Here is a 16205-nt window from a genome sequence, read left to right on the forward strand (position 1 = left end):
AGGCGCCGTGACCTAGGGCGCCGCGACCGCGTGGGCGATCATCGTGGTGCCTTCGAAGACGGCCTTGTCGAGCACGTTGCGCTCGTCGACGAAGACGAAGTCGAAGGTCTCGTCGTTGTTGACGTCCTGGTGGAGCATCACCAGGTACATCACGCCGGGCTCGGGTTCGGGCGCCGTCTGCACGGTGATCTCGACGTTCTCGTGGGTGCCCGCGGCGAGGTAGGTGGCACCGACGTAGATCGCGCCCACGGGCTTGCCGTCCTTGAAGGGGTGGAGCACGAGCCAGCTGTTGTCGGCCACGACCACCTCGCGGAAGGTGAGCACCCGACCGTCGCGCGCGAGCCCGTCGGTCACGATCCGGTTGTGCTCACCGTCGCCCATCGAGAGCTTCGGCGCGGCGGGCTTCGCGTCTTCGGCCACCGCCGGAGCGCAGGCGAGGCAGGCGAAGAAGAGGATCGAGACGGCGAGGCGCAGGGTCATGACGAACTCCTAGGGCGTGGGCTTCGGGGGACGATGCGCTGCCGCCGCCGGCGATGTCAAGCGGGTTGCGCGCATGCTCCTCAGCGCGAAACCTCCCACGAGCGCAAGGGTCCCTCGGTTCTGCACGTGGATTCCTCTCGCCTCTTCGACCCGTCGGCGAGTGTACTCTGAGAGGCCACCGACACGGTGGAGACAAGCACCCATGGCCAACGAAGAGATCGAGATCCCCGACGCCCACAAGGACGTGCTCGCGCGCAACGTGTTCGGGGTGGTGACGACCTTGCGCGCAAAGGACGGCCTGCTCTCGAGCAACCCGGTCAGCTACGTCTTCGACGGAGACTGCGTGCGCATCTCCACCCTGAAGAACCGGGTGAAGTTCCGGAACCTCGAGGGCGACGACCGGGTCACCTTCTGCGTGATGGATGCGAAGGACCCGACGGTCTACGTCGAGCTACGTGGCCGCGCGTCGCTGGAGGACGACCCGGATCGCGCGTTCCTCCGGCGTCAGTTTCGCGCGGGTTCGGGAGGGCAGGAACCGCCGGAGGATCTCGACCCGGCCGGTTCCGAGCGCGCGATCATTCGCATCCACCCGGTGCAGTCGTCGAGCCCGTCGCTCTATGGGGGTCGCTTCGCGCGCTAGTGGCGTCGGCGCGCGATCGAGGCCCGTGAGAGCAGGGCACCGACGGCGAAGATCAGCGCTGCGCTCGGTTCCGGGATCGGAGGCGTTTCGAAGCGCAGGTCATCGATCGAGAACGACCCGTTCCCTGTGATCCGCGACACCTCCAGCACGTCGATGCCGCCCATCACGAACAGGCCTGCGAACCGCGAGGGGATCGTTCCGCCGGGCGCGACCGTGTCGGGGACCACGTGGATCGCGTCGACGAGCATGCCGTCGCGAAACGCCTCGAGGCGAATCGTGTCGACGGAGTTCTGCTGACCTCCGACCCACATCCCCACCAACTCGGGTGAAGAGAGGAACGAGATGGAGATCGGATTCTGGATGGGCTCACCCGACGCAAAGTTGGCGCCTTCCTGATTGCCCTGGATCGAGGTGAAGCCGAAGGCATCGCCGAAGAGCCCGCCGGCGAAGCGGACGCCCTCTGCCGCGTACTGGTCGGTGATCAACTCGTTCGGCGCGATGTCCTCGAAATCGATCACGGTCTCGTTCCCCGAGAACGCATCGAAGTCGATGCCCGAAGCCGTCGCCACGCTGGGCAAGACCAGCATCCAGCAGCACACCGCCGCCCAGAGTCGCTTCGAATCCGGCTTGCCCACGCTCACGTCGATCGCACCCCAGCTCATTCGTCGCTCCAGACTGCGCGTCCCGCCCCGCGTCGAGGCGCCAGGCTATCACCGGCTGGGGCGAAGCGGGCGTCCGTTGAGGGGGATTCGCCGCGACCATTGGATCTCGGTACCGCTTCAGGTGAGCTTGCTCGGATGCGTCTGACTCCCTCCAAGCTCGTCCGATCGAAGCACCGGCTTCGACCGAGGGGTTTCCGCATCGCTCGGCCCTGACAACGAGCGGCGTCACGCCCTACCATTCGCGCGGTCAGGGGGGCTCTGGGTGGGGTGGGGTTTCTTCAGGCGAGGTGCGCGCGCGGCCACGGCTTCGAAGTCGAACGCCGTTCTGTCGCCTGTGACCGTCCCGCGTTCGTCTGAGCGGCCGCGCCCCCCGGTTCCGCGTGCATTCGGCCTTCGCGCCGCGCTCCTGGTCGCGCTCGCGGTGTCGTGGTGCGCCGCGTTCGCCGCCAACGGCCAGCCCTACGAGATCACGCGGATGATCACGGACCACGAACGTCCGTACATCTACGCGTTGGCGCCGACCGGGGGAATCTTCAACCGGGCCGCGGTGTTGTTCATCAACACCGACACGGGAGAGATCGAGGACTCGGTCGACCTTTCGTACCCGGGCGGTACGGACATGGCGATCCACTACGACGCGGAATGGCTCATGATCGCTCAGCCCTCGGGCTGGATCTCGCGGGTTCGGCTCGGGCCGAATCCGGGGAGCGCAGGCGCACAGCGGGTCGACGATGTGTTCCGCGTCGACGCGGGGGAGCGCCGCACCTACTACGAGACGTCGCCGTCCTTCAGCTTCGCGCGCGCGTTCATCGCGAGAACCGACGCCAGGACCGTCATCCGGCAGTTGACCCAGGTCGAGGAGCGCGGGGATGCGGCGGTCGACCCCACCGGCCGCTTCTACTACCACAGCGACGAGAACGTCCCCGACGCCAAGGTGATCAAGCTGAACGTCGAGTCCGACCGCTCGACGCTCGTGGCCGAGAGCGCGGTACGCGGCCCAGGCGGGGAGAATCTCGTCCTCAGCGCCGACGGCAGCCGCCTGTTCTGGCACGGGGTCGTCTACGACGAGGATCTCAACGAGCTCCGGGAACTCGGCGAGGAGATCTACGCGACCAGCCTGCGCGGGAGCCTGGCCTTTGGCGCGCAGAACGTCTACGACACACGAACCGGCGAGGTCGCGTACACGCTGCCCGTCGAGACGACGGTCATGGCCGTCTCGAACGATCAGTCGACGCTCTACTACTTCGACCCCACCACCGGCAGCGTCGAGACGATCCCGATCGCCGACATCGCGGAAGTGCCGCCGGCAGGCCTCGACCCGCGCCCCGCTCCGGACTCGGGGGTCCTTCCCAGTCTGTCGGCGCTCCGCTGGGAAAGAAGCCCGCTCGCGACGAGGTACCGCGTCTACTTCGGCACGGACCCGGACGCACTGCCCTGGGTCGCGAACACCGAGGACACGGAGTGGAGCTTGCCCGCGCCGCTCGATCCCGGACGCACGTACTACTGGCGGATCGATATCGACAGCATCTCGGGCCACCTCACCGGCGACATCTGGTCCTTCGACACCAGCTGGGTCTCGATGGCGCCCGACGCGCTCGTGTTGACGTCGCCGACCACCATCGCGCCTCCACCGCAACAGGTGGCAGTCACGTCCCTCGATCCTCAGATTGGCTGGAACTTCGTGGGAGCGCCGGAGTGGGTCGACGTCACGCCGGTCGCGGGCGCCGTGCCGGGCGCCGTCACGATCACGTTCGACACCGTCGGGCTACCCGCCGGGGCATATCGCGATTTCGTCCGCTTCGCGGCCGGAGGGGTGGAGTTCGGCCTGCCGATCGAGCTCGAGCTCTTCGACCTCGAGCTCGTGAAGATGGTCGCGGATCCCGAGCGGCCCTACGTCTACGCGCTCCACCGCGGCAGCGGACACGGGGCTCCTGGGCGGCTGCTCTTCCTCCGCACCGACACGGGCGACGTCGAGAAGACCCTCGATGTGGGCACGAACCCCACCGATCTCGCGGTTCACACGGGAGAAGGGCGCCTCTACATCACCAACCAGGGCACGCCGCTGACCCGGGTGGTGGACCTCGCCACGCAAGCAGAACTCGAGCCGTTCTCCTTGGGGACCGACGTTGCCTCCGTCAGCGCGGGGCGTCCGGGCCGTCTCTACTTCGAGGGGGACCGCAGCAGCGTCACCGACATCCGAAGCGTCGATACCACGAATGGCGAGCTCGGCCCGTTGATCCAGCGGCACGTGCGCGTCGGCGACGCCGCCACGGGCCCGACCGGGGACTTCTACTACCACGCCGACGGCAGCGGCTCGAGTGCCGAGCTCACGAAGTACGACGTGCGCACCGACCGCGCGATGGAAGTCGCGAGCGCGCGCCAGCCCGTCGGATCGTCCAACCTCGTGATCAGCGCCGACGGCACGCGGCTCTTCTGGCAAGGGGCGATCTACGACGCCGATCTGAACGAGCTCGACTTCCTCGGGGAAGAGATCTACGCGGCGAGCCCGCGCGGCAATCTCGCCGTGACCGAAGAGCAGGTGCTCGATCTCCGCAGCGGGGAACCGGTCTTCGATCTCCCCGTTCCGACGACGGTGTCCGCCTTCGGCGGCGACCTCGCGAACCTCTACGTCTTCGATCCGGTCGCCCACGCGATCGACGCCATCCCGGTGGCCTCGATCGCTTCGGTTCCCGGGCCTGGGTTCAATCCGCACCCCGCCGGCGCGGGCCTCGAGGTCCTTCCGCTGCCGCAGCTTCGCTGGGCCACGCGCCCCGCGGCCGTGGCGTACCGCGTCTACTTCGGCAGCGACCCCGGCGCCCTCTCACTCGTCGGCGAGACCAGCGAGACGGCGATCGATCTGCCACCACCCCTGGTTCCGGGGCAGACCTACTACTGGCAGATCGAGGAGGTGCGCTACTCGGGGGTCGTGGCGAGTCCGGTCTGGAGCTTCGCGACGGCGCCGGTTCGGGTCGAACCCGACGCACTCCGGACCACGGCCATCCCGGGGCTGCCCGCGGTCGTCCGTCGCGTCGCCCTCTCGGCGCCGGATCCGCAAATCGGCTGGAGCGTGAGCGAGAACCTGAGCTGGCTCTCGGTCGCGCCTTCGAGCGGGGGCGTCCCCGAAACGCTCGAGCTCGTCTTCGATCCCAACGGCCTAGCCCTGGGCGAGTACGCGGGAACGTTGGATTTCTCCTCGGGGGGTGTCTCCTTCTCGATTCCGGTCTCGCTCTCCGTCGTCGAGTTGGAGATCACCCAGCTGCTCGCCGACCCGGATCGCCCCGTGGTGTATGGGCTCCAACGCGGTTCCGAAGCGCCGGAGAGTGCCTTGCTGCTCCTCCTCGATCCGACGACAGGCGAGGCGAGCGAGGTGCTCGCGATTGGGTCGAACGCGACGGACATGACCTTGCAGCGAGAAGAGGGACGCCTCTACGTCAGCAACTTCGGGAGCGACGCGACGCAGGTCGTGGACCTCGAGCTCCGCGAGGTGCTCGCGCCACTGCGCCTCGGACCGGGTGTCTTCCGGCTCAACGCCGGGCGACCGGGGCGCCTCTACTTCCACGATGACGGACCGTCGTCGACGGTCCAACCCTCGATCGCCGATACCCAGACGGGCAGCGTGGTGGGCAGCGTCGGCTTCTTTCCGCGCGGCGACGCCGAAGTCGACCCCAGCGGCAGCGACTACTACCACGCAGAGTTCACCCTGAGCCGGGCCGACCTGATCCGGTACGACATTCGGACCGATATCCCGCGCATCGCCGGCGCCCTGCGGCGCGACGGCGCCTTCGGGGCGCTCGTGCTCACCCGTGACGGCAGCCGCCTCTACTGGGGGAGTCGGGCCTACGACCGGGATCTCGAAGAGCAGGTCGAGTTCGGCGAGCCGATCTACTCGGCCAGCGGACGCGGTGAACTGGCCGTGGCCGACGTTCGGGTCTTCAACGGGCGCAGCGGCGCACCCCTCTTCGATCTGCCGGTACGAACGCAGATCCACGCCGTCCATGACGCGAGGGCGACGCTCCTCTACTTCGACGCCCAGCGGAAAACGATCGAGTCGATTCCGGTGGACGCGATCGCACCCGCGCCGGTCCCGAGCTCCACGCCTTCCCCACCGGACGGCAGCAGCCAGGCGCTCCCCCTGACCCGCCTTTCGTGGGCACCGCTGCCCACGGCGTTCTCGTACCGCGTGTTCTTCGGGACCGCGCCCGATGCCCTGACCCTGCTGGGCGAAGTCGAAGGCGACTCCATCGCGCTCCCCGACCCGCTCGAGCCCGGCCAGGTCTACTACTGGCGTGTCGACGCGGTGGGTTTCACCGAGACGACTCCGGGCCCGGTGTGGAGTCTGCGCGCGGCGCCCCTGGTGGTCACGCCCAACACGGTCGGGGTTCGTCTCCTCACGAACCTGCCGCCCCAGATGCGAACGCTCTCCCTGTCGTCCCCAGATCTGCAGCTCGGCTGGAGCGTTTCGGAGAACATCGACTGGCTCGAGGTCGATCGCAGCTCCGGCGCCGTGCCTTCCGAGCTCGTCCTGACCATCGACGTGGAGGGTCTCTCCGCCGGGAGCTACGCGGGCGAGCTCGTCTTTTCGGCGGATGGCTCCGACTTCGTCGTTCCGGTCGAGCTCGACCTGCGCCAGATGAACCTCACCCAGATGGCGACCGACTACCAGCGGCCCTTCGTGTACGCGCTGCATCGGGGAACGGGCGAGACCGACGACGCCTTCCTGTTGATCCTCGACGACACGACGGCCGAGGTGGAGACACTCATCCCGGTCGGCACGAACGCCACCGATATGACGGTGCACGAAGCCGAAGGCCGTCTCTACGTCGCGAATCACGGACAACTCGAGACGCGGGTGGTCGATCTCGAGAACCGGACGCTGCTCGCTCCACTCCCCCTCGGCACCGACGTCTACACGGTGAACGCCGGTCGGGCGGGGCGTCTCTACACCGAAGGACGGAGACACGGGACCACGCCCATCCGCGTCTTCGATACCAGCACGGGGATCGAAGTCGATCGCACCAGCAGCGTACGGATCGGCGACGCGGAGACCGACGCGACCGGCCGGTACTACTTCCACAGCGACGATTCGCTGTTCTCCTCGGCCCAGATCCGCAAGTACGACATCCAGCTCGACGAACCAAACCTGGTGGCGACGAGCCCGATCCGGACTCCCGGCTCGTCGAACCTGCGGGTGAGCCGGTCGGGCGATCGGATCTTCTGGGTGGGAAGCGTCTACGACGGCGAGCTCGTCGAGATTGGGGTACTCGGGAGCGAGGTCTACGCGACGACGCGCGCGGGTCGGCTCGCGTTCTCCGAGGATCAGCTCTACGACGTCGTTCGGGAAACCGCGCTGCTTCCTCTTCCCTTCTCGAGCGCGGTGTGGGCCGTTTCGCGCGACGGTGAACGGGCGCTGGGCTTCGACCCCGCGACTTCCCGGCCGCGCGTCTACGTCCTCGACGATGCGCGGCTGGACTCGGACGGCGACGCGCTGCCCATTCAACTCGACAACTGTCCCTACATCGCAAACGCGGACCAGGCCGATCTCGACGGGGATGGGATCGGAGACGTGTGCGACGCGTGCCCGGGCGACGCCGAGAACGATCTCGAGTCCGACGGCGTGTGCGGCGACGTCGACGTCTGCCCGCTGGCCTTCGACCCGGACCAGCGAGACACGGACCAGGACGGCGCCGGGGACGCGTGCGACGCCGACGACGACGGCGATGCGCTGCCTGATGCGGACGACAACTGCCCGCAGGTGGCCAACTCGGACCAGGCCGACGATGACGCTGACGGCTTTGGAAACGCGTGCGACAACTGCATCGACGCACCGAACGGAACGCTCACGCTCGAAGGCCTCGTGAGTCGGCTTCAGTCGACCCACCCCGCGATCACGGCGTTGGTGCCGGACCGCTTCGACTTCACGGAAGGCGAGACGGGTTCGGGGATCTCCGACGGCGGCAACGACATGTACGACTGGGGCAACCGGCTGTCGACGAACAGCTGGAGCTCGCTCGCCTACCAGAACGGGAGCATCGCCGAGCGCGGCTTCGGGCCGGACGGTCGTTACACCACGCTGAAGTTCCCGGGCCTCTTCGCCCTGATGGCCGAACAGGTGTCGATCGACTCGTTCCAGATTTCGGGCGGGCTCGGCGCGGATGGCGTCGGAGAGGCTGAGGCGAAGGCGCTGCCCCTCTCGGACGGGTTCACGCTCTACTTGAAGCGGGTCTGGGGCGCTCCGAATCCTTCGGTCAACCACCTCATCCTGATTCCGACGCCGTCCGGGCGGGTGGAGCAGCTGGCGTCCGTGGACACGAACCTGGACTACCACGAGCTGCGCGGGCTCGGGGCGATCGATCGGCTGTTCTACCTGCTGGTCTCTCGCGAGGCCGGCGGCTTCCTGGAAGATGCCGACGCGATCGCCATCGCCGAAGCCTTCCTCGACAACCTCGCCCAGTCCGACGGCGATGGCGACGGGGTCGGCAACGTCTGCGACGCGTGCCCCGACGTGAACAACCCGGACCAACGTCTCCAGGACGACGACGGGGACGGGCTGCTCAACCCCTGCGACGCCTGTCCCCTCGACGCGGAGAACGACATCGACGGCGACGGGCTTTGCGCCGACGTCGACAACTGTCCCTTGGTCGCGAACCCGGACCAGGCGGACCTGGTCCACCCCAACGGGGTTGGCGACGTCTGCGACGATCCGGACGGCGATGGTGTCGTCGACAGCTTCGACAACTGCGTGTCGACGGCGAATGCCGATCAGGCGGACCGGATCCATCCGAACGGCGTCGGCGACACCTGCGACGATCCGGACCTCGACGGCATCTTCGATGCGGCGGACAACTGCGCCGATTTGGTGAACCCGGGCCAGGCGAACGGCGACAGCGACAACCGCGGGGACCTCTGCGATTCCTGCCCGTCGGTTGCGAATCCGGGTCAAGACGAGCCCGCGGCGTGCTTCGAGGTTTCGACCGCGCCGACCGGGGCCTGCGTCGACCTGCGCATCGATCTCGTGTCGGGCACCCAGCCGGGCGTGATCGAGCTGCTGCCGAGGCAGTTCGAGCGGCCCGAGCGGCTGGTCTTCGAGGTCCTCTCGGACACCTTCCGCACCTTCTCCGACACGGTGACGGCGTACCTGAACGGTCAGATGCTCTTCTCGACGACGGTACGTCCCCAATCGAACAGCGGCTGCACGAACATTCCCGAGATCTTCGTGGTGGATGACCCGGCGCTGCTCGCGGCGTGGAATCCGGAAGGCCCCAACCGCGTCCGTATGACCGGCGTCGGAATCTGGACGTGGTACGCGTGGGTACGCGTGCGGGCAGAGACGTCGTTCGGCGAAAGCGAAGCCTGCCTCTACGACGCGGGCGGCGAGCGCTGTGAGGACGTCGGCATCTGCAACGCGGGCCAGTCGCTGGACGACTTCGACGAGGAAGTCGAGCTGGACGCGCTCTTCCAGAACACGTTGGTGGCGGAAGCGGAGATCCGGCCCGAGGCTCCGCAGCTGCAGGTTCCGCTCGATGGTCTGGCTCCGGGCCCGGTCGATTTGTGCGTCCGCACCGAGTTGCCCGAGGCGTTCTACGCACTGGATGAAGACGGCGAGGTTTTCGCGGTGGATCCCGAAGCGGGCTTGGTGTCGCCCGTTGGCACCCTGCCCTTCGCCGCGTCCGCGCTCACCTTCGATCCGAAGACGCGACGGCTGATGGCGCAGGGCCCGGACGGCGCGCCCTGGCTCCAGGCGTTCCGGGTCGAGGACGCGGGGGTCGGACCGAACCTCGTAGAGCCAGCCACCGCGTTCAGGACGATCGGCCGGTTCGCGGGGGATGCGGTGGTGGTCCAGGGGCTCCCCCCGAACGTCAGCGGCGCCTTCGAAACCGCCGTGGCGGTGGACCTGGTGACGGGCGCTACGACCCCGGCCGCGTCGATCGCACGGATCTTCGAGGAGTGGGCCTACGAAGACGACACCGGGATCGTCTTCGGGATCGACGCGGAGCAGCAGCTCCACCGTCAAGTCCCTCCCTTCCGGACGAGCAACGTCCTCATCGTCGGTCCGTTGCTGCCGGGGATCGAGACCCTCGGCGTCGACGCAGCCGGCTCGCTCTACGGCGGAGGCCGCGGGCCCGAATCCGGCCGCTTCTACCGCATCGATCGCGAGACGGGAGCCGCGACGCTGGTCTTTACCTGGGACGAAGGGGACATCATCGATCTGGTGCCCATTCCGGCGGGCACGTACCGCGACTGCACGACGTTCGCGAAGGACCAGGAGATCGGCCTCGCGATCAATGGCGCGTCGTGCCAGGCCCCGGTGGCTCAGGCGATCGTGCCGAACGAGGTGGAATGCACCGAGCCCGGTGGCGCGACGGTGCGACTCGAAGCGGCCGACACGCGCCCGGGCGACACGGTCGCGTGGTACGCGGACGTCGGGGGCGCGAACGAGCGCTGGCTCGGTGAGGGCGCCGTCGTCGACGCGCCTCTCGAGATGGGTGCTCATGTGGTGACGCTGCAGGTCACGGACGCGTCGGGTGCGATGGCGAGCGACACGGTGCCCGTCGAAGTCCACGACACCGAGCCGCCCGATCTCTCCGTGGTGCTGAGCCCGGGCGCTCTCTGGCCCGCAGACGGTTCGCTGGTGCCGATCGCGGCGGCGGTGCAGGCGAACGATCGTTGCGGCCCGAGCAGCGTCGCGCTGCTTGCGGTGATGAGCAACGAGCCCGAGTCGATGGACGCCGGCGACCCCAGCGGCGATGTACAGGGCGTGACTCCGGGCACGCTGGACCTGGACTTCGCGGTTCGGTCGGAGGTCGCGCGGCCCGCCACGGGTCGCCGCTACGAGGTGCGCTACCGGGCGGTCGACGCGGCCGGGAACGCACGCGAGAACACCCGCTTCTTGAACGTGACGCCGGCGGTGGCCGATGACCAGGACGGTGATGGCATCGCCGACGCGATCGAGCGGGACGTCTACGGCACGGATCCCCTGGACGCCGACAGCGACGACGATCGCATTCCCGACGACGTCGAGATCGCGCGGGGCAGCGATCCGCTGCAGCCGTTCTCGGCGGTGGCCGTGCCTGGGTTGAGCCTCGCCGCGCGGGCCTTGCTGGCGCTGGCCCTCCTCGGTTGGGGGTGGCGGCGGAGCCGCGCGTCGCGTTTGCTTTCGGCACCCTAGAAACTCCTCGGGTACGGTGGATCTCTCCGCCTCCCTGGAAGGGCGGAGCGTCTCTATGAGTCGAATGGAAGGGAAGGTCGCCATCGTCACCGGCGCCGCCGGGGGGCTTGGCGCAGCCGACGCCAGGCTGCTCGCGGCCGAGGGCGCGCGGGTGGTCGTGACCGACATCGATGCCGACGGCGGCGCCCGGGTGGCGGCGGGCGTTGGCGGCCGCTTCGTCTCCCACGACGTCTCCGACGAGGCACGCTGGGCGGAAGTCATCGACGGGGTGATGCGCGACGAGGGCCGGCTCGACGTGCTGGTGAACAACGCGGGGATCGCCCCGATCGCCGACGTCGAGCACACGAGCACCGAGGTCTGGCGACGCACGTTGGCGGTGCATCTCGACGGCACCTTCTTCGGCTGTCGCGCGGCGATTCCGGCGATGCGCGAGAGCGGCGGTGGCTCGATCGTCAACATGTCGTCGACCGCCGCCCTGGTGGGGCTCCCGCCCTTCTTCGCCTACTCGGCGGCAAAGGGGGGCATCCGCTCGCTCACGAAGTCGGTGGCGATCCACTGCCGGCAGGAGCGCAACGGCATCCGCTGCAACTCGGTGCATCCGGGGAGCATCGACACGCCGATGGTCGAGAACGCGCTCGAGAACCTGCGCGATCTGAAGATCGCGGACGCCCCGGATCGGGAGGGGTTGCGCAAGAAGCTGGGCATCGGCGAACCCGACGACGTGGCCGAGATGGTGCTGTTCCTGGCTTCGGACGCCTCGAAGCACGTGACCGGCGCCGAGTTCGTCGTCGACAACGGCGACACCGTCGTCTAGCGAGCGGCAGCCGATGCATCTCCGCGGCCTCGTCCACGTCAACATCAACTGCAGCGACTTCGAGCGCTCCCGCGCGTTCTACGAAGCGCTCGGCTTCGAACGCTTCCTCGACGTACCGGAACGCAACTCGCCCGCGGTCGAAGCGGCGGTCGGGCTGCCCGACTACCGGGTGCGCGGTGGTCTCTTGCGCCTGCGCGGCGCGAAGCCTCCGCTCGTCATCGACCTCCTCGAATGGAGGTCGCCGTCGGACGCCGAGCCTCCCTACGCCCGCTTGAACCACCTCGGCATCGCGCGCCTCGCGATCGCGACCAGCGACCTCGACGCCGACGTCGCCGCGCTGCGCGCGCGGGGGGTCGAGCTGCTCTCGGAGCCCGCCACCGTCGAATGGGAGGGCCGGGCCCACTCGCGCTTCGTCTGCTTCAAGGATCCGGATGGCACGGTGCTCGAGCTGGTGCAGGACGTCTCGCCGGGGTGACCCGACACCGGCGCAGGCCTTGGGAGTAGAATGGAGGCCCACCCCGGAGGCCCTCCATGAGCGAAGCGACCGAAGCGCCCCCCTCGCTGTTTCCCCCGTCGAAGGGCCAGGCCACCGCCGACCCCCAGTCGATCCCGCTCGAGCACATCGACGTCTCGGACTCGGAGCTCTTCGAGACCAACACGCTGTGGGGCTACTTCGAGCGGCTCCGCAACGAGGCGCCGGTCCACTACTGCGCCGAGAGCGACTTCGGGCCGTACTGGTCGGTCACGAAGTTCGACGACATCGTCCACGTCGAGAAGGACCCGGAGACCTACTCGTCGAAGGGCAGCATCGTGATCGGGGATCCGAACCCGGACTTCCCGCTCTCGCCCGGGTTCATCGCGATGGATGGCCCGCGCCACAGCGCCCAGCGCGCGGTGTGTCAGCCAGCGGCTGCGCCGCGGAACCTGAAGGTCCTCGAGCCCCTGATCCGGGAGCGCGTGGTGGACATCCTCGAGGGTCTGCCGGTCGGCGAGACCTTCAACTGGGTCGACCACGTCTCGATCGAGCTCACGACCGCGATGCTCGCGACCCTCTTCGACTTCCCCCAGGAGGAGAAGCACAAGCTCACCTTCTGGTCCGACATGGCCACCTCGAGCCCCGGGCAGACCGGCGTCGTGGGCGTGACCGAAGAGGCGCGTCAGGCGGCACTGCTCGAGTGTCTCGACACCTTCACCGCCATGTGGAAGGAGCGCGCCGACGCGCCGCCGCGCGAGCGCATCGATCTCGTGACCGCGTTGGCGAAGGGCGAGGCCACGAAGGATCTCCAGCCGATGGAATACCTCGGCAACCTCGTGCTGCTCATCGTGGGCGGCAACGACACGACGCGGAACTCGATCTCGGGCGGGGTGCTGGCGCTCAACGAGTACCCGGACGAGTACGCGAAGCTGCGGAACGACGCGTCGGTGATCCCGAACATGGTGAGCGAGATGATCCGCTGGCAGACGCCGCTCGCGCACATGCGCCGCACCGCCACCCGGGACGCCGAGCTCGCCGGTCAGCAGATCCGCGCGGGCGACAAGGTGGTGATGTGGTACGTCTCGGCGAACCGCGACGAAGACGCCATCCCGCGCGCGAACGAGTTTCGGATCGATCGCAAGAACGCGAAGCACCACCTCTCCTTCGGCTGGGGCGTGCACTTCTGCATGGGCAGCCGACTCGCCGAGATGCAGCTGCGCATCCTCTGGGAAGAGATCCTGGCGCGTTTCGAGACGGTCGAGGTCGTGGGCGAGCCCGTGCGCGTGCGCTCGAACTTCGTGAAGGGCTTCACCGAGCTCCCGACCCGCGTGGTGCCGCGCTAGCGACGGCGTCCGGACCAGCGCTCAGCTGGGCATCGCAAAGCACAAGGACGAGCTGCGTTGCACGGCGGCTGCGGCTGCGTTGCCGGTCCGTGTCGGGGATCGCGCCACAGCGGGGGTCGCAGCGCCACTCATGGTCGCAAGGCGCGGCTGCTTTCGCCGCGCTTCGACCTCGAGGTGCGCGACGTGGATTCGAAGCTCCGACCCTCTTTCTGGCTGGGCGCCGTGACGGCCTTCTCGCTGCTCTGCGCCGCCGCGTCCTCACACGCACTCCAGGCCACCTACGTCTGGGAGCCCGACGCGGGCTTCGCGGGCAGCGGCACGTTGGTGCTCGACGATCCCAACATCACGGACGCCGCGAACTTCGGCTTCCCGGGCGCGATCGTCGACGACGACTCCCTGGTCTCCCTGGCCTTCTCGTTTCCTGCGAACGCCGAGACCTTCGACCTCGCGGCCTTCGATCTCCAGAACGTCGCGAACGATCTGGCCGTGGGTGCCGGGGGCTGGTCGGCCAGCGGCGGCGTCCTGACCAACGTCTTCCTGTTCTCGGGCGACGACCCGATGGGCGGCATCCAGCTGGTCCGGCTGGGCAGCGACGGTCCCGCTGCCTTCGCCGATCTTTCCCTCGTGTCGGGGGGCTTCGAGGAACACCGCGGGCGCTGGCGGCTCGTACCCGAGCCGTCGACGGGAGCGCTCTTCGCCCTCGGCCTGGGCTTCCTGGCGACGCGGCGCCGCCGGGCCTAGCGCAGCCGCGCGCGAAGCTCGGGGTGGGAGCGCGCCCAGCGCGAGGTCACCCAACGGCCCGTGTCTTCGATCGCATATTGCGGGAAGCGCTCGAGGAAGGTCTCGAAGGCGACGCGCGCCTCCATCCGGGCCAGCGACGCGCCCATACAGAAGTGGGACCCCTGACCGAGCGAGAGGTGGCGGTTGGGATTGCGCGCGATGTCGAAGCGGCCCGGGTCGTCGAAGGCGCGCTCGTCGTGGTTTGCGGCACCAAAGTGCAGGAAGACGCGGGAATCGGCCGGGATCCGAACGCCGTGGAGTTCCACGTCGCGGGTCGTGCAGCGGGGAAGGGCCTGGGTCGGCGCCTCGATCCGCAGCATCTCCTCGATCGCCGGCGGCAGGCGTGACGGGTCGTCGAGCAGTGTCCGCCGCGCTTCCGGGTGATCCATCAACAGCGCCAGGCCGTTCCCGATCAGGTTCATCGTGGTGTCGTTGCCGCCCACGACGAGCAGGAAACAGAAGCCGAGGAGTTCGGCTTCCGAGAGCGCTTCGCCGTCGATCTCTGCGTCGAGGAGCGCGCTCATCAAGTCGTCGCGTCGTTCCTTGCGCCGCTCGTTCAGCAGCTCGGAGAACTGGGCGAAGATCGCGGCCGCGGGGTCGCGGATGTCGTTCCCGTCGACGCCGGCCTGCAGCATCTCCTCGGTGTGGTGGAGGAAGATCGGCCGCCGCTCCTCGGGAATCCCGATCAGCGCCGCGATCACGCAGCTCGGCAGCTGGGACGCGAACTGGGACATCAGGTCGACCGGGGCGTCGGCATTCATCGCGTCGAGCAGGCCGCCCGCAAGGGAACGCACCTGGCCCTCGAGCGACGCCACGCGCCTTGGGGTGAAACCGCGCGACACCAGGTTGCGCAGTGCATCGTGCCGCGGCCCGTCGAGGTACACGAGCATGGGCGGAAGCATCTTCGCTTCTTCGAGGCGCTCGACGCTGAAGGTCGCCTCGTCGAGGAGCGCTGCCTTCACGTCGTCGTAGCGCGAGATCATCCACAGCTCGCGTTCCGCGTTGTAGTACACGGGGTGCTCGTCGCGCAGCTCGCGGTGGATCTCGCGCAGGTCGCGCTGGTATTCGGGTGTGTGCGGATCGCACACGAATGCCGCAGTAGGGATCGCCAAGGCCCGAGCCTCCCGGGCGCAAGCGTCGTTGCGCCCGCCCTGGGAAGTCTCTCAGCTTATCCGACGACGCCGTTCAAGCGGGAAACAACCGAGCCACGCGAGCCCGAACGCGAGCAGTGCAGCGGAGCCGGGTTCGGGAACGACCTGCCAGGAGGTGATGCTTCCAAAGAACTTGGACTGCAAGGTGCGTCCCGGAGGCACGTACTCGAAGAGCGTGAACCCGATGCTGGACCACGGGGCATCGCTGGTCGGAAACAGGAAGTCCGTCGACGCGTGGATCGTCTGGGTGTCATCGGCGAACCCGATCAGAAGGAAGAGATCGCCTCCGGTGCCCAACGCGGGCGTGGAGAGGAGGCCTTCGATCGCCACGAGCACCTCGTCGGAGGCGGTGGAAATCTCGTCGTCCAGGATCGTCGTCGTGCCCGTTCCCGCGAACGCGAGGGTCAGGTTGCCCGTGCTCAGGGTGAAGCCGCTGATCGGGACCCGATAGCTCGCCTGGTTCGGAATCGGGATCGGCGAGTTCGGAGGCTCGGGGGTGACGCCGTCGAGATCGGCCTCGAAGCTGCCCGTGAAGGCCTGCCCGGATTGGACCGATGGATCGACATTGCCGGCCGGGTTGACGAACCCGAGGCGTCCGGAGAACTCGATCCGCGTCGGGGTCGCGGTGGCGGGCGCAGCGGCCCACAGGGTCAGGCAGACAGAGATCGCCGCGATTCCGATCCGCATCGGGTCC

General features: G+C 68.4%; 10 protein-coding genes. 6 read left to right on the forward strand and 4 right to left on the reverse strand.

Going from position 1 to position 16205, the window contains the following annotated elements; genetic code table 11:
- Positions 1–12 precede the first annotated feature (12 nt).
- On the reverse strand, positions 13–480 hold the full coding sequence (locus tag AAF430_07055; protein MEM7409973.1) for a hypothetical protein: 468 nt from the start codon (positions 478–480) through the stop codon (positions 13–15).
- A gap of 202 nt (positions 481–682) precedes the next feature.
- On the opposite strand from AAF430_07055, the gene AAF430_07060 reads away from it, so the two are divergent.
- Positions 683–1120, forward strand: a complete 438-nt coding sequence (locus AAF430_07060; protein ID MEM7409974.1) for a pyridoxamine 5'-phosphate oxidase family protein — start codon at positions 683–685, stop codon at positions 1118–1120.
- Here AAF430_07060 and AAF430_07065 read toward each other — a convergent pair.
- Entirely contained in the window at positions 1117–1782 is a 666-nt protein-coding gene (locus AAF430_07065) for a hypothetical protein (GenBank protein MEM7409975.1), read from the reverse strand. The two genes, AAF430_07060 and AAF430_07065, sit on opposite strands and share 4 nt — an antisense overlap.
- A gap of 421 nt (positions 1783–2203) precedes the next feature.
- Here AAF430_07065 and AAF430_07070 point away from each other — a divergent pair, with 421 nt between their 5' ends.
- From AAF430_07070 to AAF430_07090, 5 genes are all read left to right on the forward strand, one after another.
- Positions 2204–10948, forward strand: coding sequence for a thrombospondin type 3 repeat-containing protein (locus AAF430_07070; GenBank protein ID MEM7409976.1), 8745 nt, complete (start codon positions 2204–2206; stop codon positions 10946–10948).
- A 55-nt stretch (positions 10949–11003) separates the two neighbouring features.
- Positions 11004–11762, forward strand: a complete 759-nt coding sequence (locus tag AAF430_07075; protein ID MEM7409977.1) for an SDR family oxidoreductase — start codon at positions 11004–11006, stop codon at positions 11760–11762.
- Between the two features lie 13 nt (positions 11763–11775).
- Positions 11776–12237: a VOC family protein gene (locus tag AAF430_07080; GenBank protein MEM7409978.1), complete on the forward strand. Its 462-nt coding sequence runs from the start codon at positions 11776–11778 to the stop codon at positions 12235–12237.
- Positions 12238–12293: 56 nt separating this feature from the next.
- Entirely contained in the window at positions 12294–13580 is a 1287-nt protein-coding gene (locus AAF430_07085; protein MEM7409979.1) for a cytochrome P450, read from the forward strand.
- 183 nt (positions 13581–13763) lie between these two features.
- Entirely contained in the window at positions 13764–14321 is a 558-nt protein-coding gene (locus AAF430_07090) for a PEP-CTERM sorting domain-containing protein (protein MEM7409980.1), read from the forward strand.
- Here AAF430_07090 and AAF430_07095 read toward each other — a convergent pair.
- Both AAF430_07095 and AAF430_07100 read right to left on the reverse strand, forming a co-directional pair.
- A complete protein-coding gene (locus tag AAF430_07095; GenBank protein MEM7409981.1) occupies positions 14318–15472 on the reverse strand; it encodes a cytochrome P450 in 1155 nt (384 codons plus the stop codon). The two genes, AAF430_07090 and AAF430_07095, sit on opposite strands and share 4 nt — an antisense overlap.
- A gap of 51 nt (positions 15473–15523) precedes the next feature.
- A complete protein-coding gene (locus AAF430_07100) occupies positions 15524–16198 on the reverse strand; it encodes a hypothetical protein (protein ID MEM7409982.1) in 675 nt (224 codons plus the stop codon).
- Positions 16199–16205: the final 7 nt, after the last annotated feature.

Source organism: Myxococcota bacterium (assembly GCA_039030075.1).
Lineage (GTDB): Bacteria > Myxococcota_A > UBA9160 > UBA9160 > SMWR01 > JAHEJV01.

Coding starts and splice junctions, on each gene's coding strand:
- AAF430_07060 (MEM7409974.1), top strand. CDS start 683: ATGGCCAACGAAGAGATCGAGATCCCCGACGCCCACAAGGACGTGCTC.
- AAF430_07080 (MEM7409978.1), top strand. CDS start 11,776: ATGCATCTCCGCGGCCTCGTCCACGTCAACATCAACTGCAGCGACTTC.
- AAF430_07100 (MEM7409982.1), bottom strand. CDS start 16,198: ATGCGGATCGGAATCGCGGCGATCTCTGTCTGCCTGACCCTGTGGGCC.
- AAF430_07085 (MEM7409979.1), top strand. CDS start 12,294: ATGAGCGAAGCGACCGAAGCGCCCCCCTCGCTGTTTCCCCCGTCGAAG.
- AAF430_07075 (MEM7409977.1), top strand. CDS start 11,004: ATGAGTCGAATGGAAGGGAAGGTCGCCATCGTCACCGGCGCCGCCGGG.
- AAF430_07055 (MEM7409973.1), bottom strand. CDS start 480: ATGACCCTGCGCCTCGCCGTCTCGATCCTCTTCTTCGCCTGCCTCGCC.
- AAF430_07065 (MEM7409975.1), bottom strand. CDS start 1,782: ATGAGCTGGGGTGCGATCGACGTGAGCGTGGGCAAGCCGGATTCGAAG.